This window comes from Duffyella sp. Ts4, from assembly GCF_051851875.1.
GTDB classification, from domain to species: Bacteria; Pseudomonadota; Gammaproteobacteria; order Enterobacterales; family Enterobacteriaceae; genus Duffyella; species Duffyella gerundensis.
In genome coordinates this window covers 383,460-403,495 of sequence record NZ_JBLYPN010000002.1, presented here as the reverse complement: position 1 = coordinate 403,495, position 20,036 = coordinate 383,460, and the positions used below count along the sequence as shown (strand labels likewise).

Here is a 20,036-nt window from a genome sequence, read left to right as displayed (position 1 = left end):
TGTTTGTCATCGCTGGATTTTCACCCTTATTCGGCGCTTTTTGGCGACTTTTTGACGTAAATTGTCCAGATACCCTGATGAAATCACGAGGATCATAGTGAAAATAAGTCTCGCGTTGACATTGTTAGCCGTGCTCACCTTAGCCAGCTGTAAAGCGCCACCGCCGCCGTTAACGGATGATACGCTGGTTACCAGCGAAGTTGAGGGTGTGAAACTGGTACACCGTTATGCCGTTGCGGCTCCGCAATCCTTTACGCCGGTGAACGAGACTTATCGCGCCTTGTACAATGCTTCGGTGATGACCACTCCGGCCTACAGCGGCAAAGTGGTGCGTTACCTGGAAAATGGCAAAACCTTTGAGGTGCTCGGCAGGGTGGAAAACAGCTGGCTGGCGATCAGCGATGAAGCGGAAGGCCAGATGATTGGCTACGTGCCGCTAAAAGCCGGCGTGACCGAAGCAAAATATGATGCCACCGTGCGCAGCGACCGTCCGCGTCCACGCGCCAGCGGTGCTAAACAGAAGGTCTGCGTTGATGTCGGCGGTGCCAGCAAAGCCTGCCGTAACGATAACGCCACCTGGATTCTCGACTAACCGGCCTTCGTGCCCGTGAATCCTTTGTCCAAAAAACAGCTGCCGCCGGGAAAACCATTTATTCATGACGCTGGAACCTACTGCGTTAAGCACCAGAGCCGCGAGCGCAGATAATTTTATCCTCAATGCCGCCGCGCCTCTGATGAACGCCATTGTACAGATTCGTCTGGCGGCCACGCACGACGATCCGGCGGGGCTGCGTCAGCAATTGATCAGCGAGCTGCGCCAGTTTGAGAACCGTTGCAAACAGGCCGGCGTTCCCTTTGAAACCATCGTGGGGGCGCGCTACTGCCTGTGCAGCGCGCTGGATGAGGCGGCGGCGCAAACCCCGTGGGGCACGCGCGGCGTCTGGTCCGGCAGCGGCATGCTGGTGACCTTTCACAACGAAAGCTGGGGCGGCGAGAAATTCTTTCAGCTGCTGTCGCGCATTTCGCAGTCGCCGGAACAGCATATCTGGCTGCTTGAGCTCATCCATTACTGTCTCCTGCTCGGCTACGAAGGCCGCTATCGCGGTGCCGAACGTGGCCGTGCGCAGTGTGACGCTATTCGCCAGCGGCTGGCGCAGCTGATTCAGGTAACGCGCGAAAAAGCGCAGAGCGCGCTGCACAGCAAGGTTGAAGTGCAGCGGCTGGCAGCCAACAGCTGGCGTCCACCGGTGCCGCTGTGGGCCTGCGCCACCGTTGCCGCACTGATCGCCTGTTTAATTTACAGCGGCCTGAACTGGCGGCTGGGTCGCGCCGCCGAACCCTTGCTGCGCAGCATTTATCAAACGCCACTGCCGCAGGCTTCAGCCATGCGGCGATCCGCCTCTTCGCAGGCGCTGCTGAATCTTCGCCAGCGCCTGAATGATGTGGTGGCCGCGGGCCAGCTTGAAGTCAGCGACGGCGCGTTTGGCAGCAAGGTTATCCTGCCTGCTGACAAGATCTTTGATGCTGGCGGCACATCGCTGAATGCGGTAGGTCGGGCGCTGGTCATGCGCGTCAGTGCCGCCATGGAAGAGGTCAAAGGCACCATTCTGGTGTCGGTCTATACCGACGACAGTGCGCCGCAAAACAGCCGCTTCCCCTCTAATTTTGAATTTTCGCACGCCCGTGCCCGCACCATTGCTCAGCTGCTCAGCCAGCAGCTCGATCACGGGCAGCAAATCAAGGCCGAAGGCCGCGGCGACAGCAACGCTATGTTGCCCAATGACAGCCGCGAAAATCGGGCGCGTAACCGCCGCGTGGAGATCACGCTGTTTGCCACGCCCGAGCCTGCCAGCGCCCCTGCGCAAGGAACTCAATAATGCGTCGCGTTTTTTCATCCCTGCTCTCTCATCGTCTGTTCTGGAGCGGCATCGGCATTACCGCGCTGGCGATAGTGGTCTGGATGCTCGGTCCGCTCTGGACCTTTAACGACAACCGTCCACTGGAACCCGCGATCAATCGCCAAATGCTGATTGGCCTGCTCTGCTTTATGTGGGTGCTGTTTCAGCTGATCCCCTCGCTCTATCGCGCCTGGTTTAACAGCAAGCTGCTCAACAATATCCAGCAGCAGACCCCGGAGGCGCAGTCAGAGCTGATGGCCACCGAGGAGCTGTTAACCCAGCGTTTTAATGAGGCAGCCTCGCTGCTCAAGCAGACCCAGTTTGGCCGCCAGAAAGGCAGCTGGCTGGATCGCTTTAACGCCCAGTATCTTTATCAACTGCCGTGGTACATGGTGATTGGCGCGCCGGGTGCCGGAAAAACCACCGCGCTAATTAACTCCGGACTCGATTTTCCGCTGACCGACAGCATGGGCAAAACCGCGATTCGCGGCGTGGGCGGCACCCGTCACTGCGACTGGTGGTTTACCGATCGCGCCGTGCTGCTGGATACCGCCGGCCGCTATGCGCTGCAGGAAAGCATGCGTGCCCGCGATGCCGCCGAATGGCAAAGCTTTATCAACCTGCTGAAGCGCTATCGCGCGCGCCAGCCAATCAACGGCGTGATTCTGACCATCAGCGTGGCCGACCTGCTCAGCGAATCGGCCGAGGCGCGTTTTTCTCAGGCGACGATGCTGCGCAACCGCATGATGGAGCTGCACCAGCAGACCGGCATTCATTTCCCGGTCTATGTCATGGTGACCAAAACTGACCTGCTGAAAGGCTTTATGTGTTACTACGGCGCGCTGGATAAGCGCCAGCGTGAACAGATCTGCGGTTTTACTTTTGACTGGGATCCGTCACGCGCCGGTGCCAGCGACTGGCATCGCACCTTTACCACGCAGTTTCACCTGCTTGAACAGCAGCTGATGCATCAGCTACCGGAAAAGATGACCACCCATAACGATCTCAGCCAGCGCGCCGACTGCTTCCTTTATCCGCAGGAATTTGCCTCGCTGCGGCCGCTGCTTTCTGAATATCTGGACGTGGTGTTCTCCCCCGCGCCCGACGCGGTGGCCTGGTCAGTGCGCGGTATCTTCTTTACCAGCGGCACCCAGGAAGGCCTGCCGTTTGACCGCATCATGGGCGAGCTGAGCCGCAAGCTGCAACTGCCGCAGGACCGCCAGAACTCCATCGCCTCGTGGGATTCGGTGAACCGCGCCGCGCCCATTCCGGGTAACAAAGGCCAGAGCTTTTTTATTCGCGATCTGCTCAGCGACCTGATTTTTGCCGAGTCCGGCCTCGCCGGAAGCAATCGCAGCTGGGAGCACCGCAATCGGCTGCTGCACTGGATCGGCTACGGCGTGCTGGCGGCGGCGCTGACCACCATGACCGGCCTGTGGCTGACCAGCTATTACCAGAATGCGCGCTTCCTTGATGAGGTCGCACAACGCGTGCCGGTACTGACCACCCAGGGCCGTCAGGCGATGCAGCAGCCCGCCGATAACATTTTTGATCTGCTACCCTTTCTGAATAATCTGGTACGTCTGCCGCAGTCGGACCATTTTTCTATTGATGCGCCGCCGCTGACCGTGCGCGCCGGGCTTTATCGCGGCAATCAGATCGGCGATGCCGCCTGGGGCGTGTACCAGAACGCGCTGAAGTCGCTGTTGCTGCCGCGCGTCGCGCAGCAGATCACCGATATCCTGCGTAACGATCGCGGTGATGACAGCGACTACAGCCGCAACGCGCTGCGTGCTTATCAGATGCTCTATCAGCCGCGCAACTACGATGGCGAATTTTTACGCGGCTGGCTGATGCTCAATTTGCAGCGCACCTTGCCCGCTCACGTCAGCGCGCGCGAGCTACAGCAGCTTGACTGGCACCTCAGCCAGCTGCTGGACCGCCAGATACAGTCATCGCCCTATGCGCGTGATAACACGCTGATGCTGCGCAAGCTGGCGGATAATTTACAAGGCGCGGGCGACGCTCGTCTGCTCTCTTCATCGGTCGCGACTGATGCATCTGCACTGAGAAAACAGGAATAGGTAATGGCCGAGCGACGCGCACCAGGATGGTATGGCAAGCTTCCCGCCACTGGCGATTTTCTCCAGCGTCGGATTGCTGAGAATATGGTTTCCGGCTGGTCAAACTGGTTTCAGCAGGGTTTGCTGGCCTGGCACGAACAGCAGTTGAGCACCACCGAGCACTTTCTGGCGGCCCCGGTCTGGAACTTTGTCTTGCCGGTGCGTCCCGGTGCGCAGCGCGTCCAGATGGGCTGTTTGTTGCCCTCGCGCGATCGCGTTGGCCGCGCCTGGCCGCTGCTGGCGATACAGTCGTTTCCGCTCAGCGACTGGCACCCGGCGCAGCTGAGCATTGCCGGTGAATGGTATCAGGAACTGGGCGATACGCTGCTGCGCGCGGTGCGCGAAAAGCTGGCACCCGACATGCTCGATCTGCTGCTGAACAAGATGACGCCGCTGCCGGTACCTCAGCATGCGCGCTCGGCTATTATGGATGTGATCGGCTATCAGGATCTGCCCTGTACCCTGAGCTGGCGTGAAGTGGCGGAGCGTTTTGAGCCGCAGCAGCACCTGAGCTACTGGTGGAGCAACCGCAGTGACGGCTTTGCGCACGCCACCCATAAACACAGCGGTGCCTTGACCGCTCAGCTTTTTTCATTGCTTTTTCACCCGGCTGCGGGCGCGCAGCCGGGTCGTAATGGACTCTATCCACCGATGTTTGAATAGCGTCTGTTTAGCCTCTTATTGCGGGAAACATCATGCGATTTACCATAGTGCAGAGTAGAACGGAGCTTCCGGTTCAGGCGTTTGATTTCCTGCCGCCCGGTGGCACCATTGGCCGCAGTCAGGACAACGATCTGGTGCTGCCCGATGATGAGCGCGCCATCTCCCGTTTGCAGGCGCTGGTGCACATCTCTAATGACGGAGAATGCCGACTCACCAACCGTGGCAGCGTAACCTCGGTGGTGGTCAACGGCTTGCCGCTGGAGCGCGGACGGCAGGTGCTGCTGCAGCATGGCGATGCGCTGACCATTGGTGATTATCAGTTAGCGGTGACCGACCCAACGCGCGCCGATGAGGCGGAGCAGCACAGCGATGATCCGCTGGCGCTGTTTGCGGAAGATGACGCGCTGCCGGACGATCCGCTGGGCATTTTGCAGGAGATGGCGCCGATCGTTACCGATCTCCAGCTCAGTGATAGCCTGGCGCGCCACAGCCGCAACACCGCCGCACGCCTGGATATCGATCCGCTGCCACCGCGTGGCGCCCGTCTGCCTGGTGAATCCACCGACAGTGCCGACGTGCTGATGCAGGCCTTTTTAGAGGGCATGGGGCTGGAAAAAGGCCACCATGCCGCCATCACAGAAGAGCAGATGCGCACCACTGGCCGCATGCTCAGCCTGTTCTCACAGGGCACGGTGGCGCTGCTTTCGTCACGTTCGATCCTCAAGCGCGGCGTAAAGGCTGAGATGACCATGATCCTCAACGAGGCCAATAACCCGTTTAAAATTCTGCCTTCCGGCAAAACGGTGCTGATGCAAATGTATCAGAGCAAAATGCCGGGCTTCATGCAGCCGGAACAGGCGGTACGCGACGCGCTGGTCGATCTGCAGGCGCATCAGCTGGGCATGATCGCCGGTATTCGTGCCATTATTGCCGCTATGCTGCAATCGTTTAATCCGCAGCGGCTGGAAGATCAGGCAAAAGCGGAAGGCCTCTATTCAAAAGTTCCGCTGTCGGTAACGCGTAAAGCGGCCATGTGGGATAACTTTACGCGTCATTATCAGCGCACCGCCGGGGAAATCGAAGACGACTTTCATACCCTGTTTGGCGAAGCCTTTTTGCACGCGTATGACGTGGAAGTTAACCAGTACAAAGATTCACAAACGCAGGCGGATGAGTCATGAAAATCAGTTATGCCGTCACCTCGGAACAGGGTGCCCGTCACGACAATCAGGATCGCACCGGCACGATGCTCGGCGACCGCAGCGCCTGCTTTTTAGTGTGCGATGGCGTTGCCGGTTTGCCGGGTGGCGACCGCGCTGCCCAGCTGGTGCGCGATACGCTGCTGGCGTCGCTGGATGGCGAGCAGCCGCTCAGCCCGCAGCATACACACGCCGCCATTGTCGCCTGCCAGCAATCGGTGCTGGACGCTCAGCAGCTTAACCCCGATTTTTCCCGTATGAGCACCACGCTGGCGGCGCTGTTTATCGATCGTGAACAGCAGCTGGCGTGGTGGGCGCATGCCGGTGACAGCCGGGTCTATCACTTTCGCCGCGGTTTTGTTCGCGACGTTACCCGCGATCACAGCCTGGCGCAGCAGCTGGAAGACGCGGGCTATGAAAATACCGGTATTAACAGCAATTTACTTTATAATGCGCTCGGTGCCGACGCCGCGCGCGACGCGAGCTACAGCGAACTGGTGTCGCTGGAGGATGGCGACGCTTTTCTGGTCTGTACCGATGGCTTTTGGCTGAACCTGACCAGCGCCGAAATGGAGCAGGCCCTGCGCATGGTCACCGCCTGCGATCAGTGGCTAACGCTAATGCAACAGGCGGTAAATCGCAGCAGCATCAGCGATAACCTCAGCGCCGTAGCCGTGTGGATTGGGTCACCCCAGGAAACGACGCTGCTGCATTCACCGACCGATTCGGCGCGCTTTTTGCCGCCGCGCTAATACCCAAGGAAAGCTATGAAACTGTGGTTGCCCGGCGTGCTCTCTCTGTTTTTTGCCGCTGCTGTTCATGCCGAAGACTATCGCGTGGTCTATTCGCCCAGCCTGGCGCTGGAAGTTTTCATTGATAATGTCGCCAGCAAGGCACCTGCCGACTGGTGTCAGGAGACGCTGCATCTGCGTATTGTCTCCGGCAAAAGCCGGGAATCGCAGCAGCTGAACAACTTTCTGCCGCGCGTCGGCACGCTGCTGGCTAATCAGTGCGGCAAGCTGGATGAACTGCCCTGGCAGATGATGGATAAAGAAGGCGCGGTGCTGGCCAGCGGTACGGCGGCCCGGCTGCAAAACTGGCGGCCGATTGTCACCGCTGACGCTACCGCCAACGCCGTGGCGCAGAATGCCGCGCCGCTGGATTTGTCGCGCCCCGCTGACAGCGCGCCGCTGCAACATTTCGACCTGCCGGGCGGCTGCCATTTCCGCACCTGGTGGGATGAAAACGGCCAGTCGCTGTTTATTCCTGACGACAAGGCGTTGCGCTGCTCTACCGAAGGCTGGCTGGAAGGCGGCACGCAGCTGACGCTCTCCAGCGACGGCAAACAAACGCCGGTGCCGGTGACCTTCTTTGAAGGCTATCCGATTACCCAACTGCGCATTGGCAACGAAAAGCTGCAGGTGGTGGCAATCAACAATCAACGCATGGTAGTGACCAAAGCGGATGCGCCCGATAGCTGGCTGGTGCTGCCGTTTAATCCCACCCTGCACGTCTGGAATTTTACCGGCACGCTGCTGGTAAAAATGAACAAGAGTGCGGCGCAGGATCTGCCCGCACTGAAGGTGCGAACCGATGCGGTGCGTAAGGCCTGGAGCCCGTTGTGGCTGCCTGACCAAAAAATTAATCTGTTATTAATTGACGCGCTGCATGCCGATCTCGCCGATCCGGCTATCGGCGCCTGGCGTAGCCTTAACTAATGCAGCCTATCACGCGTGCTCAGAGAGTCTCTTTTATGACGGCAAATGAGAATCAAAAAACGATGGCGAACGCCCTTTCGGCGGGTCACCGTTTTAATGAATTTGAGATTAAAGAAGTGATTGGCGGCGGCGGCTTCGGCATCGTCTACCGCGCCTGGGATCATTTATTAGAGCGCACCATCGCCATCAAAGAGTACATGCCACTGTCGCTGGCGATACGCAATGATGATATGTCGCTGGGTCTGCGCAGCGAGCGCTATCAAAAGCTGTTTGCCGCCGGGCTGACCAGCTTTATTCAGGAAGCGCGCCTGCTGGCCCGTTTTAATCATCCCGGCTTGCTGCACGTGCTGCGTTTCTGGGAAGAGAACGGCACCGCCTATATGGGCACGCTGTTTTACAGCGGCATGAGCCTGAAAGAGTGGCAGCTTACCAGCCCCGAGCAGATCAACGAGGCGTGGATTCGTCAGCTGCTGCCGCCGCTGTTTGGCGCTATCAGCACCATTCATCAGGCGGGCTATCTGCACCGCGATATCTCGCTGGATAACATTCAGATTCAGGAAAACCAGCTGCCGGTGCTGCTGGATTTCGGCTCTGCGCGCAAAGAGATTGGCAACCTCTCTGACGAAACCGAGATCATGCTCAAGCCAGGCTTTGCGCCGATTGAACAATACAGCGAAGAGAGCGACAGCGAACAGGGTCCATGGACCGATATTTATGCGCTGGGCGCGGTGCTGCATACGCTGATCATGGGCAGCCCTCCGCCGGTCAGCGTGGTGCGCTGTATCGAAGACAGCTACAAGCCGCTGGCCGATCTGCAGCCGACAGGCTATTCGCTCTCCTTACTGCACGCCATCGACCGGGCACTGGCGATGAAGCCCGATCAGCGTCCACAAAGTATTGATGAGTTCGCCGCGCTGATCGATCTGCCGGTTAGCGATGTGCAGGAACTGGTCAACACCTGGCCAACGCCGATGGCTGCCGCCGCGGAGCCCATGCCTGAGACGATGCCGACAGAGATGCCGCAGCCGGAAGTTATGGCGGTGAATCACGGCGCCGCCGCCGCAGAACCGCTGAATCGCGGCACCGCCAGACGACCATCAAAGCTGCTGCTGGTGTTGAGTGCCATCGCGGCACTGGTGGTGATCGCCGTGGCAATTGGCGTCAATCGACACGGCCCGGCACCCGCCGCCGATACACAACAGGCCAGTGACAACACGACATCGGTCGCGCCGCCAGCGGCTAAACCCTCGACCGCCGCCAGCCCCCCTGCGCTGGCCACGGTTTATCTTAAGCTGCGCCATGATGAATCGATCGTAATCAACGGTCAGCCGATGGACGTTAAACCCAGCAACAGCGGCTACGCTTCGCTGAATTTGGCGGCTGGTGAATACACCATCGAAGTGCATGCGCAGGATCGCATTCACTCACAGACGCTGAAGATTGATAAAGCGGGGACCTGGCTGATTAATCCAGGCTCGTAACACCCTCTGCGGCCGCCGTTCGGCGGCCGTTGCGAAGAAAACGTTAGCCCTGCATATGATGATGGGCAGTTTGCAGCTCACGCACCTGGCTCACCAGATCGGTCAGACAGTCATCGTACATGCCCCGCCGCGTTAACTCCTGCTCCAGCGAAAACAGGTACTGGGCGTTGGTGCCCAGTGGGCCGCTGGCACGGGCGATCATCGGCGCGATGGTGCGCGGGCACGAATCCGCTTCGTACAGCGGATGCCGCGGATCCATTACAAACACCAGTGCAGTCACCGTGCGCCCGTCGTTAAGCGCTAAGTCGCACCACGTCGGCAAATAGCAGCCGGTGACCATTTCACGTTTCCACAGCAGCGCCAGCTCATCATGCAGCGTCTCTTCTGGCAGCCGAAAAGCCAGCCCGGTGGTGGCGCCACCCTGTTTTAACGCCAACATGCGCCCCGGCTGCGCGGCCGTGCCACGCCCTGAGGTCAGCCGCAGGCAGAAAGCACGGTGCCAGCCCTGCAGCAGCCCTTCCGCCGCCTCTTCGCTCTCAAACACCGGATTCCACATCAGTGAGCCGTAACCAAAAATCCACACCGGGCTATTATCAGGTCGACAGGCTAAGGTTGCCGCCAGCGAGGCGGCGCGTTGCTCACAGGTCAATAACAGCGACTCTTCTATATCGCCATAGGCCGTTTTACAGTCTGCCTGAAGTAGAAATTCCCGGGTTAACATCTGAACCTCCTTATGCCACTGCCTGCCATCTTAACTGACTCGCTCTCCCGTCAATTGAATAATAAGGCGGCTTATTGTTCGCCTTCTTTAAACGACATTAATCGATTTGGCGTCACGCTTTCAAGCCACACCGCGCCGGGCAGCTGTTAAAAAAGCATCGGCGGCCTAAGGGAAATCTTGAGGGGAAAAGCAAAATCCCGGCGGGCGCCGGGATCGTTATCACTTTTTAGGATGCCACTTGTCATCGTCACCTTTTGCATACTTCTCTTTGACGGCGGACCAGGCCACTTTGTGCGCCACCTCTTCCTGCGACTCATCGCCGCGGCGATCCTGCTTATCTTTATACTGATCCCAGGCGCTGTTAAACGCCTGCTGATAGATATCCTGTGCGTGTGCAGGCAGAACGTGTCTGACGTTGTCAGGTAAATCGTCACGTGACTGATAAGGCATAATTCCTCCTTTCTCTGAACAGAAGGTAAGCCTGGTCGCTGCGGATAAAAAAATCAAGTCACCTGATTAGACCATCTCATGCAAAAAGGCATAACCAAACCCTATAAATATCAACTAATCGCCAAATAAACAGCGAAATAATTCCATTTAAAATTCGATATAAATGCTTAAGCGCATGTTTTATATGGTTTAAATTATAATTTATTCGATTTTGCACATCTTAAACAAAAAATCAATAACACGCGTAAAACCACGTAAATTTACCCAAAAATGACTTAAGAACAGCTACACTTTACCCGCTTGTAAAACCAGGTTAACGCGTTAATGATTTAATCAGGTTGTTTTTAGCAGGATCGCTGCATTTTGCTTATGGCTAATGGCTTATGAGAGGGACACATGCCCGGACACGAAGGTAAAACTCGTCACACAGAATATACGCTCTTCCTCCCGATAGCCGCACTGGCGGCGCTCGGGTTTTTTGGTCACTCACAGAATTTTCCCTTAGTCATCGCGCTCAATGCGCTGGCGCTGGTCGGTATCCTCAGCAGCGCCTTTAGTGTGGTTCGTCACGCCGACGTGCTGGCTCACCGCCTCGGCGAACCCTACGGCTCATTGATCCTGAGCCTGTCGGTGGTGATTCTTGAAGTCAGTTTGATCTCCGCCCTGATGGCGACCGGCAGCGCCGCGCCCGCGCTGATGCGCGACACGCTTTACTCCATCATCATGATTGTGACATCCGGGCTGGTAGGCTTCGCCCTGCTGCTTGGCGGGCGCAAATTTGCCACGCAGTACCTCAACCTGGCTGGCGTGAAGCAATATATGATTGCTATCTTTCCGCTGGCGATTCTGGTGCTGGTGTTTCCCAACGCGCTGCCGGGCGGCAATTTCACTACCGGTCAGGCGTTACTGATTGCGGCCATCTCCGCGGCGATGTACGGCGTTTTTCTGCTGATACAGACCAAAACTCACCAAAGCCTGTTTATCTACGAGCATGAAGATGAGAGTGACGATGGCGATCCGCATCACGGCAAGCCATCGGCGCACACCAGCCTGCGCCATGCGCTGTGGCTGATCGTGCATCTGGTGGCGGTGATCGCCGTGACCAAGATGAATGCCAATCCGCTGGAATACCTGCTGACCGAGCTGAATGCACCGGAGCAGTTTACCGGCTTCCTCGTCGCCCTGCTGATTCTGTCACCTGAAGGGCTGGGTGCCATCAAAGCGGTGCTGGCTAATCAGGTGCAGCGCGCGATGAACCTGTTTTTTGGTTCGGTGTTGGCCACCATCTCACTGACCGTGCCCGCGGTAACCATTATCGCCACCCTGACCCATCAGGAGCTGGTGTTTGGGCTGGAGCCTCCGCACATGGTGATGATGATCGCCGTGCTGATTCTCTGCCACATTTCGTTCTCTACCGGGCGCACCAATGTGCTGAATGGCGCGGCGCATCTGGCGCTGTTTGTCGGCTATCTGATGACCATTATGCTGTAAGATGACGCGCATAAAAAAGGCCGCTTACGCGGCCTTTTTTATTACAGAAGCTTACTTGCTGGTGTCCAGCTCAGGGAAGCCTTTGACCAGATCGTCAATTGCTTTCATCTGCGCGAGGAACGGCTCCAGCTTGTCCAGCGGCAGCGCCGACGGGCCGTCGCACATTGCGCTGTTCGGCTCAGGATGCGCTTCGATAAACAGACCGGCGATACCCACCGCCATACCGGCACGCGCCAGCTCGGCAACCTGTGCGCGACGTCCGCCAGAGGCGGCACCGAACGGATCGCGGGTTTGCAGCGCATGCGTCACGTCAAAAATAACCGGGCTGTTCTTGCTGACTTTCTTCATGACGTTAAAGCCGAGCATATCGACAACCAGGTTGTCATAGCCAAAGTTAGCGCCGCGATCGCACAGAATCACGTTTTCGTTGCCGCCTTCGGCAAACTTCTCAACGATATTGCCCATCTGACCCGGGCTAACGAACTGTGGTTTCTTGATGTTGATCACCGCGCCAGTTTTCGCCATCGCTTCCACCAGATCGGTCTGCCGGGCAAGGAACGCTGGCAGCTGAATCACATCGACCACTTCAGAAACCGGCTGCGCCTGTGAGGCTTCATGCACATCGGTAATGATTTTGACGCCAAACGCCTGCTTCAGCGCCTGGAAAATCTTCATGCCCTCTTCCAGACCCGGACCGCGGTAGGAGTGGATGGATGAGCGGTTAGCTTTATCGAACGACGCCTTGAATACGTAAGGAATGCCGAGTTTCTCGGTGACCTTCACGTAATGCTCACAGATACGCATAGCCAGATCCTGAGATTCCAGCACGTTCATCCCGCCAAACAGCACGAACGGCAGGTCGTTTGCTACTTTGATATCGCCAATATTGACTACTTTCTGTGTCATGCCTTTGCCTTTTTGCTTACGGAACGCGTTAGTGCAGCGTTACCTGTTTCTGTTCAATGGAATGAATCTGTACTTTGATCATCTCGCTGATGGGATCTTCCGGGCAGTGCTCAACAAAATAGTTGAGATCGCTCAGGGCGATGTGTTCACAGTCGAGCTGCACGTAAATCAGGCCGCGATCGCGGATTTCATACGGGTCATCCGGATCGAGCTGCAGCAGCACCTGGCTGACGTTGAGCGCCATCTCCATGTGCTTCTCTTCCATCAATGCCGCCTTCAGCGTGTCGAGCATCTTGCGGATCACCAGCGCCGACTCCGCTTCTTCCAGATCTTCGTCATACAGTTCGGTGGTCGGACTGATGTTGCCTTTCAACCACACTTCCAGCGTATGCGTATCCAGCGTATCGCCGTTGAACGGATTGATCAGCCACATCTCTTCATCGAGCCAGTCGGCGCGCAGAATCAGCTGCGTCGGGAAGATCACCGGCATTACCGGCAGTGACAGCTTGTGCGCAATGTGCAGCAGGATCATGCCCAGCGACACCGCGGTACCCTGACGGGTGTCGAGCACTTTATCGACCCAGAGCGCATCGGAGAGATTATAGATGCCGCTGGCACCGCCAAACTTCCAGTGCTGATAAAACAGTTCCAGCAGCTTTTCCAGCTGCAGATCCTGTTCACTTTCGCCACTGACGAATTCGCGCGCCTCTGCAACCAGTGCGTCCAGCTGGGCGTTAACTTTTTCCAGAGGGAAGTCATGACGAATCGCAAGCGTGGTCTTGATCACCGCTTCACAGAGCGATGGCTGCGTAAAATCGAGTTGTGCTACGGAGGTCATACAATCCCCAACAATGGCAATTTGCGGGTCGCCAGCGCGATAATCAGACAGAACGCAACCAGTGCAACGCTAAACGCGATCCAGCGCACCCGGTCTGACTTTGGCCGACGGCCCAGGGCGACGAAGCCCAATACAATGTAGATGATAACGCCAAACAGCTTCTCAGTCAGCCAGCTACCTTGCGGAGAAAAGGGATAATAGTGAGTGATGCTAACCAGCACGGCTCCGCTCACCAACAGCAGCGTATCATTAATGTGCGGTAAAATGCGCACCCAACGCTTTGCCTGCATCGGCGAACCGCTGCGCTGCCAGTAAAAACGCAGAATAAATAGTGTGATGGTGATGAACACGGTTAGCAGATGCAGCTGTGTCAGCAACGGATAGAAAGTAGCCATAATGCGTCCTGTAATTATGCTAATTGTCCTGAAGTTACCCGATCATTGCCCGCGTAATCCTGACGCGTGCTGATATGATCGAATCCCGCCTGCGCCAGTAGCGCGCGTACCGCCTCCGCCTGTTGCCAGCCATGTTCCAGCAGCAGCCAGCCCTGAGGTAACAGGTGCGCGGCGGCGTGGGCAACAATATGCTGCAGATCGGCAAGGCCCTGCTCTGCGGCAACCAGCGCGCTTAGCGGCTCGAAGCGCACGTCGCCCTGCTGTAGATGATGATCTAAAGCGTCGATGTACGGGGGATTGCTGACAATAACATTAAATCGCTGATTTTCAAGGGAAGAGAACCAGTAACTGTGGAAAAATGTGACCTGAGTAAGCGCCAGCCTGGCGGCATTGCGCTGCGCCAGCGCTACGGCATCAGCGATGCGATCGACACCGGTGACCTGCACATCGGCGCGCTCACTGGCGACGGCCAGCGCAATGGCACCGGTGCCGGTGCCGAGATCGAGCAGGCTGGCTGGCGCGGAGGGCAAACGCGTCAGCGCCTCTTCCACCAGCAGTTCGGTATCCGGACGCGGAATCAGCGTGGTCGGTGACACCTCCAGCGGCAGCGACCAGAATTCACGTTCACCCACCAGATGCGCCACCGGTTCACCCTGCGCCCGACGCGCCAGTAGCGCATCAAGCTGGGCACACGCGGCCAGGCTAAGTTCAGTGTCATCAAAAGCGATAAGCCAGCTGCGCGATTTGCCGGTAACAAAGCTCAGCAACACTTCCGCATCGCGTTTAGGGCTGTCGCCGCCGCACAGCGTGGCGATCGCCTGCCTGAGCCAGTCACGAATGATCATCAGTCGTGATCGGCCAGCGCTGCCAGCTGATCCGCCTGATATTCCTGCACGATCGGTTCAATCAGCGCGTCCAGCTTGCCTTCCATCACCTCATCAAGGCGATAGAGCGTCAGGTTGATACGGTGATCGGTCACGCGGCCCTGCGGGAAGTTATAGGTGCGATTGCGATCGGAGCGATCGCCGCTGCCTAATAAATTACGGCGCTCAGAGGCTTCTTCCGCCTGGCGTTTGGCGATTTCTGCGGCACGAATACGTGCGCCCAATACCGCCAGTGCCTTGGCCTTGTTCTTATGCTGCGAGCGCTCATCCTGACATTCCACCACGATGCCGGTTGGCAGGTGGGTAATACGGATAGCAGAATCGGTGGTGTTAACGTGCTGGCCACCCGCGCCTGAGGAACGGAAAGTGTCGATTTTCAGATCGCCGGCGTTAATCTCCGGCAGCTCCGCTTCCGGCACTTCTGCCATCACCGCTACCGTACAGGCTGAGGTATGAATGCGGCCCTGTGATTCGGTTTCCGGCACGCGCTGCACGCGATGACCACCCGATTCAAATTTCAGACGGCCGTAAGCGCCATCGCCAGCGACGCGGGCAATCACCTCTTTATAACCGCCATGCTCGCCTTCGTTGGCGCTGATGATCTCCACGCGCCAGCGGCGGCTCTCTGCATAACGGCTGTACATGCGAAACAGGTCACCGGCAAAAATAGCGGCTTCATCGCCGCCGGTCCCGGCACGCACTTCAATAAAGCAGTGGCGCTCGTCGTCAGGGTCGCGCGGCAGCAGCAGCATCTGTAACTGCTGTTCCAGCGCTTCGCTTTTGCTGCGCGCCTCTTTCAGCTCTTCCTGCGCCATATCGCGCATCTCAGGATCGTCGAGCATCTGCTCGGCGGTGTCTAAATCTTCCTGAACCTGCTGCCACTGGCGGAAACAGTGCGTAACGTCGCCCAGCTGGGCATATTCGCGCGACAGTGCGCGAAAGCGATCCTGATCGGCGATGACGCCCGCATCGCCCAGCATCGCTTCCACTTCTTCGTGGCGCTCCTGCAAGGCTTCCAGTTTTGCAACAATAGAAGTCTTCATTCGATGGATGTCATCCTGTAAAGGGGGGTTAACTACTCCAGCCCGAGGCTGTCACGAAGGATCTGCAGGCGTTCGCCGTCGCCGTCGCGCGCGGCCTGCTGAAGGGATTTAGTCGGGGCGTGGATTAAACGATTGGTCAGTTTATGTGCGAGGTCGCGCATCACCTGTTGTGGATCGGCGCCTTGCTGCAGCGCAGCCAGCGCCCGCTCTTCCAGTTCGCTGCGCACCTGCTCAGCCTGGCTGCGGTATTCACGGATAGTAGAGACAGCGCTTTGCGCTCGCAGCCAGGACATAAACTCACTGCTTTCCTGCACTACGATGGTCTCTGCCTGCACGGCGGCCGCTTTGCGCTGCGCCATGTTTTTTTCAATGATGTTTTGCAGATCGTCAACGCTGTAAAGGTAGGCGTTCGGCAGCTTGCCTACTTCCGGCTCCACATCGCGCGGCACGGCGATATCCACCAGCAGCATGGGCTGATTACGGCGCGCTTTCAGCGCCCGTTCAACCATGCCTTTGCCGATAATCGGCAGCGGGCTGGCGGTGGAGGAGATAATAATGTCCGCTTCCGCCAGGCGCGCATCGATGTCTGCCAGCGCAATCACTTCGGCGTTAACTTCGTCCGCCAGCAGCTGCGCCCGTTCACGGGTACGGTTGGCGATCATCAGTTTTTTGACGTTGTGCTCGCGCAGATGGCGCGCCACCAGCTCGATGGTTTCTCCGGCACCCACCAGCAGCACGTTGACCGTGGAGAGCGATTCAAAGATTTGACGCGCCAGCGTACAGGCGGCAAACGCCACCGAGACCGCGCTGGCACCAATGTCAGTTTCGGTGCGCACGCGTTTGGCTACCGAGAAACTTTTCTGGAACATGCGCTCCAGCTCGCTGGAAAGCGAGTGGCCACGCTGGGAATCTGAGAACGCTTTTTTGACCTGGCCGAGAATTTGCGGTTCACCTAACACCAGCGAATCGAGGCCGCTGGCCACGCGCATCAGATGGCTCACCGCGTCGTTGCCGTGGTGCCAGTAGAGGCTGTTACGCACTTCTTCTTCGCCAAGCTGATGATAGTCGCACAGCCAGCGCACCAGCTGTTCTTGCAGGTTCTCCTGCTGCTCCACGCTGAGATAAAGCTCAGTGCGGTTACAGGTAGACAGCACAACACCACCTTGCACCATAGGCTGCGCCAGAAGGCTGTTAAGCGCCTCATCCAGCGTGTCAGGTGTGAAGGTTACACGTTCTCGCAGAGCAACAGGTGCGGTTTTGTGGTTGATTCCCAGAGCAAGCAGCGTCATAGCAGAAAGTCAGAATGTCCCAATGTTACCAGGGTTTTGTGATGCGCATTCTACAAGATGCAGGCGCGCAATTAAAGCCATACAAAGCCTATGACTGTAATAAGATATAGCTGATTAACCAGAAATCGCATTGACGATATCCGCGGTGCTGGTTAGCGTTAACGGTTACGAATTCAAAACGAGTCGAGGAGATGACCCCATGAAGCATTTGCCACAAGGCCGCCTGTTGCGGTTACTGCCGCTGGCCAGTTTGTTACTGGCCGCCTGTTCCGTACACCAACCCGCACAAGGCCCGGGCAAAAGCGTGACCTCGCCGCAGTGGCAACAGCATCAGCAGGCCGTGGCTAAAGTCAGCCACTATCAAACCCGCGGTGCCTTTGCTTATCTTTCTGATAAACAAAAAGTTTACGCCCGCTTCAACTGGCAGCAAACTGCCCCCGATCGCTATCGCCTGCTGCTGACCAATCCGCTGGGCAGCACTGAATTGCAGCTGGATGCACAGGGTTCAACCGTGCAGCTGGTCGATAACAAAGGCAAACGTTACGTCAGCAACGACGCGCAGAAAATGATCTCACAGCTCACCGGTATGGACATTCCACTGGAGAATTTGCGTCAGTGGATGATGGGTCTGCCAGGCGAAGCGACCGACTATACGCTGAACGATAATTATCAGCTACGCCAGGCCAACTATAGCCAGAATGGTCAAAAATGGACGGTTACTATCCAGGATTACGACAGCAAAGTGTCGCCGCCGCTGCCTGCTAACCTCGAACTGCGTGAAGGCGATCAGCGCATCAAACTGCGTATGGATGGCTGGACCCTGCAATGATCCTCTCCTGGCCCGCTCCGGCGAAGCTTAACCTGTTCCTTTACATTACCGGCCGTCGCTCCGACGGCTACCACAACCTGCAAACGCTGTTTCAGTTTCTTGATTATGGCGACAGGCTGACCATTACCCCCGACAGCAGCGGCGAGATTCGCCTGCTGACGCCGGTTGCCGGCGTACCCGATGAGCAGAACCTGATTGTGCGGGCGGCGCGCCTGCTGATGCATGAAGCGGCGCAGGAGAACCGCCTGCCGCTGCATGCCGGCGCCACGATCGCCATTGATAAGGTCTTGCCGATGGGCGGCGGCCTTGGCGGTGGCTCATCAAATGCGGCGACGGTGCTGGTGGCGCTGAATCATCTGTGGCGACTTGGCTTATCATCGGAGCGGCTGGCGCAGATGGGCCTGCAGCTTGGCGCAGATGTGCCGGTGTTCGTGAAAGGCCATGCCGCTTTTGCCGAAGGGGTTGGCGAGGCGTTACAGCCTGCGTCGCCCGCGGAAAAATGGTATCTTGTTGCCCACCCCGGTGTCAGCATCGCCACGCCTGCGGTGTTCAACGATGAGGCACTGACGCGCGATACGCCGGTGCGTGAAATGTCAGCGCTGATGCAGCTACCGTTTCATAATGATTGTGAAGCCGTAGTAAGAAAACGTTTTCGCGAGGTTGATGAGCTTGTTTCCTGGCTGCTAGAATACGCGCCGTCGCGCCTGACTGGCACAGGTGCTTGCGTGTTTGCTGAATTTGACACCGAGTCTGCTGCCCGTGAGGTGCTTGCAATGGCACCGAAAGAGGTAAAAGGGTTCGTCGCACGGGGCGTTAACGTCTCACCGCTGCACCAGATACTAAACGGGTCATTCGCGTAACGTGACACTGTCACCCTGATCCAGACAGTGCGCGTTACGCTTAACTATCGCATGGCCATTGCAGCAGCAGAGCGCCGGGTGCTGCTGCGCTGGTCATTCTCTCGACGCAAAGCCTGAGGTTTTTCTCGTGCCTGATATGAAGCTTTTTGCTGGTAACGCAACGCCGGAACTAGCACAACGTATTGCCAACCGCCTTTACACCAGCCTGGGCGACGCCGCCGTCGGTCGTTTCAGTGATGGTGAAGTGAGCGTACAGATTAATGAGAATGTACGCGGTGGTGATATTTTCATCATCCAGTCCACCTGTGCCCCGACCAATGACAACCTGATGGAGCTGGTTGTGATGGTCGACGCGCTGCGTCGTGCTTCTGCGGGTCGTATCACCGCGGTGATTCCTTACTTTGGCTATGCGCGTCAGGATCGCCGTGTGCGTTCCGCCCGTGTGCCAATCACCGCAAAAGTGGTCGCCGATTTCCTCTCCAGCGTAGGCGTTGACCGTGTGCTGACCGTGGATCTTCACGCTGAACAGATTCAGGGCTTCTTTGATGTTCCGGTCGATAACGTCTTTGGCAGCCCTATTCTGCTGGAAGATATGCTGACCAAAGGCCTGGTCAATCCGATTGTGGTTTCTCCGGATATTGGTGGCGTTGTCCGCGCCCGCGCCATCGCCAAGCTGCTCAACGATACCGACATGGCGATCATCGATAAGCGTCGTCCACGTGCCAACGTATCTCAGGTGATGCATATCATCGGTGACGTTGCCGGTCGCGACTGTATTCTGGTTGATGACATGATCGACACCGGCGGCACGCTGTGTAAAGCAGCGGAAGCGCTGAAAGAGCGCGGCGCCAAGCGCGTGTTCGCCTACGCCACTCACCCGATTTTCTCCGGCAACGCCGTGGAAAACCTGCGTCATTCGGTGATTGACGAAGTGATTGTCTGCGACACCATTCCGCTTCCGGAAGAGATTAAAGCGCTGCCTAACGTACGCACGCTGACCCTCTCCGGTATGCTGGCAGAAGCCATTCGTCGTATCAGCAACGAAGAATCGATCTCCGCCATGTTCGAGCATTAATGCGCACTGCAGGCGAATGAACCGGGCTCAGGCCCGGTTTTTTTTTGGCATTTAACGACGAACTGTCGAGGCGGGCAACGGCGTATTGATATTTGCCCTGCCCGATAAAACGCTGCAAATTTTTACTAATTATTCCGTTCCACAGCGCGTAATCGCCGACTATTTATACCAAC

Annotated in this window: 20 protein-coding genes; 12 read left to right on the top strand and 8 right to left on the bottom strand. The window is 57.4% G+C overall.

The features are described 5' to 3' along the window. Positions 1-94: 94 nt before the first annotated feature. The 8 genes from ACJY2L_RS04855 (at position 95) to ACJY2L_RS04820 (ending at position 9,082) form a co-directional block, all read left to right on the top strand. Positions 95-592 (top strand): SH3 domain-containing protein, encoded by a 498-nt coding sequence (locus ACJY2L_RS04855; RefSeq protein WP_439212644.1) that lies wholly within the window; start codon positions 95-97, stop codon positions 590-592. 64 nt (positions 593-656) lie between these two features. Beyond that, positions 657-1,877, top strand: a complete 1,221-nt coding sequence (gene icmH, locus ACJY2L_RS04850; protein WP_439211939.1) for a type IVB secretion system protein IcmH/DotU — start codon at positions 657-659, stop codon at positions 1,875-1,877. Further along, complete coding sequence (tssM, locus tag ACJY2L_RS04845) at positions 1,877-3,982, top strand: type VI secretion system membrane subunit TssM (RefSeq protein ID WP_439211938.1); 2,106 nt, start codon at positions 1,877-1,879, stop codon at positions 3,980-3,982. Before icmH ends, tssM begins: the two co-directional genes overlap by 1 nt. Before the next feature lie 3 nt (positions 3,983-3,985). Then, on the top strand, positions 3,986-4,684 hold the full coding sequence (gene tagF / locus ACJY2L_RS04840) for a type VI secretion system-associated protein TagF (protein WP_067430105.1): 699 nt from the start codon (positions 3,986-3,988) through the stop codon (positions 4,682-4,684). Positions 4,685-4,716: 32 nt separating this feature from the next. After that, entirely contained in the window at positions 4,717-5,865 is a 1,149-nt protein-coding gene (tagH, locus tag ACJY2L_RS04835) for a type VI secretion system-associated FHA domain protein TagH (protein WP_439211937.1), read from the top strand. Beyond that, the gene (locus tag ACJY2L_RS04830; protein ID WP_439211936.1) at positions 5,862-6,635 is read left to right on the top strand and encodes a PP2C family protein-serine/threonine phosphatase; all 774 of its coding nucleotides are present in this window, start codon (positions 5,862-5,864) and stop codon (positions 6,633-6,635) included. The genes tagH and ACJY2L_RS04830 overlap by 4 nt, the downstream gene beginning before the upstream one ends. A gap of 15 nt (positions 6,636-6,650) precedes the next feature. Then, complete coding sequence (locus tag ACJY2L_RS04825) at positions 6,651-7,601, top strand: hypothetical protein (RefSeq protein WP_439211935.1); 951 nt, start codon at positions 6,651-6,653, stop codon at positions 7,599-7,601. Between the two features lie 35 nt (positions 7,602-7,636). Next, entirely contained in the window at positions 7,637-9,082 is a 1,446-nt protein-coding gene (locus tag ACJY2L_RS04820; RefSeq protein ID WP_439211934.1) for a serine/threonine protein kinase, read from the top strand. A gap of 43 nt (positions 9,083-9,125) precedes the next feature. On the opposite strand, the gene ACJY2L_RS04815 is transcribed toward ACJY2L_RS04820, so the two are convergent. Together ACJY2L_RS04815 and chaB are read right to left on the bottom strand one after the other, a co-directional pair. Then, positions 9,126-9,803 (bottom strand): gamma-glutamylcyclotransferase, encoded by a 678-nt coding sequence (locus tag ACJY2L_RS04815; protein WP_439211933.1) that lies wholly within the window; start codon positions 9,801-9,803, stop codon positions 9,126-9,128. A gap of 219 nt (positions 9,804-10,022) precedes the next feature. Further along, entirely contained in the window at positions 10,023-10,253 is a 231-nt protein-coding gene (chaB, locus tag ACJY2L_RS04810) for a putative cation transport regulator ChaB (protein WP_187488841.1), read from the bottom strand. 396 nt (positions 10,254-10,649) lie between these two features. On the opposite strand from chaB, the gene chaA reads away from it, so the two are divergent. Further along, complete coding sequence (gene chaA, locus ACJY2L_RS04805; protein ID WP_439211932.1) at positions 10,650-11,744, top strand: sodium-potassium/proton antiporter ChaA; 1,095 nt, start codon at positions 10,650-10,652, stop codon at positions 11,742-11,744. 51 nt (positions 11,745-11,795) lie between these two features. Here the strand turns inward: chaA and kdsA are convergent, their stop codons facing one another. Genes kdsA through hemA form a run of 6 tightly spaced genes read right to left on the bottom strand, consistent with a single transcriptional unit; the run spans position 11,796 to position 17,099 of the window. Continuing rightward, a complete protein-coding gene (kdsA, locus tag ACJY2L_RS04800; protein WP_067430086.1) occupies positions 11,796-12,650 on the bottom strand; it encodes a 3-deoxy-8-phosphooctulonate synthase in 855 nt (284 codons plus the stop codon). Between the two features lie 28 nt (positions 12,651-12,678). Further along, entirely contained in the window at positions 12,679-13,488 is an 810-nt protein-coding gene (gene sirB1, locus ACJY2L_RS04795; protein WP_067430083.1) for an invasion regulator SirB1, read from the bottom strand. Further along, the gene (locus tag ACJY2L_RS04790; RefSeq protein ID WP_067430080.1) at positions 13,485-13,883 is read right to left on the bottom strand and encodes a SirB2 family protein; all 399 of its coding nucleotides are present in this window, start codon (positions 13,881-13,883) and stop codon (positions 13,485-13,487) included. Before ACJY2L_RS04790 ends, sirB1 begins: the two co-directional genes overlap by 4 nt. Before the next feature lie 14 nt (positions 13,884-13,897). Beyond that, a complete protein-coding gene (prmC, locus tag ACJY2L_RS04785; protein WP_439211931.1) occupies positions 13,898-14,728 on the bottom strand; it encodes a peptide chain release factor N(5)-glutamine methyltransferase in 831 nt (276 codons plus the stop codon). Further along, positions 14,728-15,810: a peptide chain release factor 1 gene (prfA, locus tag ACJY2L_RS04780; protein ID WP_067430074.1), complete on the bottom strand. Its 1,083-nt coding sequence runs from the start codon at positions 15,808-15,810 to the stop codon at positions 14,728-14,730. The genes prmC and prfA overlap by 1 nt, the downstream gene beginning before the upstream one ends. A 32-nt stretch (positions 15,811-15,842) precedes the next feature. Then, positions 15,843-17,099, bottom strand: coding sequence for a glutamyl-tRNA reductase (gene hemA / locus ACJY2L_RS04775; RefSeq protein ID WP_439211930.1), 1,257 nt, complete (start codon positions 17,097-17,099; stop codon positions 15,843-15,845). Between the two features lie 199 nt (positions 17,100-17,298). Between hemA and lolB the strand changes: the two genes are divergently transcribed. From lolB to prs, 3 genes are all read left to right on the top strand, one after another. After that, complete coding sequence (gene lolB / locus ACJY2L_RS04770) at positions 17,299-17,928, top strand: lipoprotein insertase outer membrane protein LolB (RefSeq protein WP_067430067.1); 630 nt, start codon at positions 17,299-17,301, stop codon at positions 17,926-17,928. Next, positions 17,925-18,788: a 4-(cytidine 5'-diphospho)-2-C-methyl-D-erythritol kinase gene (ispE, locus tag ACJY2L_RS04765; protein WP_439211929.1), complete on the top strand. Its 864-nt coding sequence runs from the start codon at positions 17,925-17,927 to the stop codon at positions 18,786-18,788. The genes lolB and ispE overlap by 4 nt, the downstream gene beginning before the upstream one ends. Positions 18,789-18,915: 127 nt before the next feature. Next, positions 18,916-19,863 carry a ribose-phosphate diphosphokinase gene (gene prs / locus ACJY2L_RS04760; protein WP_157883857.1) on the top strand — a complete coding sequence of 316 codons (948 nt, stop codon included), beginning with the start codon at positions 18,916-18,918 and terminating at the stop codon, positions 19,861-19,863. Positions 19,864-20,036 lie beyond the last annotated feature (173 nt).

What these genes read in the sequence shown, in the direction of transcription:
- tagH (WP_439211937.1), top strand. Translation starts at nt 4,717, where the DNA reads ATGCGATTTACCATAGTGCAGAGTAGAACGGAGCTTCCGGTTCAGGCG.
- sirB1 (WP_067430083.1), bottom strand. Translation starts at nt 13,488, where the DNA reads ATGACCTCCGTAGCACAACTCGATTTTACGCAGCCATCGCTCTGTGAA.
- ACJY2L_RS04820 (WP_439211934.1), top strand. Translation starts at nt 7,637, where the DNA reads ATGACGGCAAATGAGAATCAAAAAACGATGGCGAACGCCCTTTCGGCG.
- kdsA (WP_067430086.1), bottom strand. Translation starts at nt 12,650, where the DNA reads ATGACACAGAAAGTAGTCAATATTGGCGATATCAAAGTAGCAAACGAC.
- icmH (WP_439211939.1), top strand. Translation starts at nt 657, where the DNA reads ATGACGCTGGAACCTACTGCGTTAAGCACCAGAGCCGCGAGCGCAGAT.
- prfA (WP_067430074.1), bottom strand. Translation starts at nt 15,810, where the DNA reads ATGAAGACTTCTATTGTTGCAAAACTGGAAGCCTTGCAGGAGCGCCAC.
- chaB (WP_187488841.1), bottom strand. Translation starts at nt 10,253, where the DNA reads ATGCCTTATCAGTCACGTGACGATTTACCTGACAACGTCAGACACGTT.
- lolB (WP_067430067.1), top strand. Translation starts at nt 17,299, where the DNA reads ATGAAGCATTTGCCACAAGGCCGCCTGTTGCGGTTACTGCCGCTGGCC.
- tagF (WP_067430105.1), top strand. Translation starts at nt 3,986, where the DNA reads ATGGCCGAGCGACGCGCACCAGGATGGTATGGCAAGCTTCCCGCCACT.
- chaA (WP_439211932.1), top strand. Translation starts at nt 10,650, where the DNA reads ATGCCCGGACACGAAGGTAAAACTCGTCACACAGAATATACGCTCTTC.
- ACJY2L_RS04815 (WP_439211933.1), bottom strand. Translation starts at nt 9,803, where the DNA reads ATGTTAACCCGGGAATTTCTACTTCAGGCAGACTGTAAAACGGCCTAT.
- ispE (WP_439211929.1), top strand. Translation starts at nt 17,925, where the DNA reads ATGATCCTCTCCTGGCCCGCTCCGGCGAAGCTTAACCTGTTCCTTTAC.
- prmC (WP_439211931.1), bottom strand. Translation starts at nt 14,728, where the DNA reads ATGATCATTCGTGACTGGCTCAGGCAGGCGATCGCCACGCTGTGCGGC.
- ACJY2L_RS04830 (WP_439211936.1), top strand. Translation starts at nt 5,862, where the DNA reads ATGAAAATCAGTTATGCCGTCACCTCGGAACAGGGTGCCCGTCACGAC.
- tssM (WP_439211938.1), top strand. Translation starts at nt 1,877, where the DNA reads ATGCGTCGCGTTTTTTCATCCCTGCTCTCTCATCGTCTGTTCTGGAGC.
- ACJY2L_RS04825 (WP_439211935.1), top strand. Translation starts at nt 6,651, where the DNA reads ATGAAACTGTGGTTGCCCGGCGTGCTCTCTCTGTTTTTTGCCGCTGCT.
- hemA (WP_439211930.1), bottom strand. Translation starts at nt 17,099, where the DNA reads ATGACGCTGCTTGCTCTGGGAATCAACCACAAAACCGCACCTGTTGCT.
- ACJY2L_RS04790 (WP_067430080.1), bottom strand. Translation starts at nt 13,883, where the DNA reads ATGGCTACTTTCTATCCGTTGCTGACACAGCTGCATCTGCTAACCGTG.